The organism is Affinundibacterium fentianense, from assembly GCF_018139545.1.
Lineage (GTDB): Bacteria > Pseudomonadota > Gammaproteobacteria > Burkholderiales > Burkholderiaceae_D > Undibacterium > Undibacterium fentianense.
On the sequence record NZ_JAGSPJ010000055.1, the window covers coordinates 1 to 255 of the forward strand.

The 255-nt window shown below is 51.4% G+C and carries 1 protein-coding gene; it reads left to right on the forward strand.

Going from position 1 to position 255, the window contains the following annotated elements; all coding sequences use genetic code 11:
- A partial coding sequence (locus KDM90_RS17735) for a DUF4214 domain-containing protein (RefSeq protein WP_212676953.1) occupies positions 1-255 on the forward strand: 255 nt, incomplete at both ends.

The following is a 255-nucleotide window of genomic DNA, read 5'->3' on the forward strand; positions in this document are numbered from 1 at the left end:
GCGGCGATGGCAGTGTTGCGTTGAGCTTAAATCAGGCTGCGAATAATATCGTCAACTTGACCGGAACCAGTATCACGCAAGCGGACATCAGTGCGCCGCACATACTCGAGAGTCACATTGCCAATCGTTCCAATAGCGAAAAAATCGCAGCCCTTTATACGCTGATGTATCACCGCGCGCCTGACTACAGCGGCTTGCAATACTGGCTCAGTGAAATGGAACATGGCAAAACCATGACCGATATCGCTCGGGCTT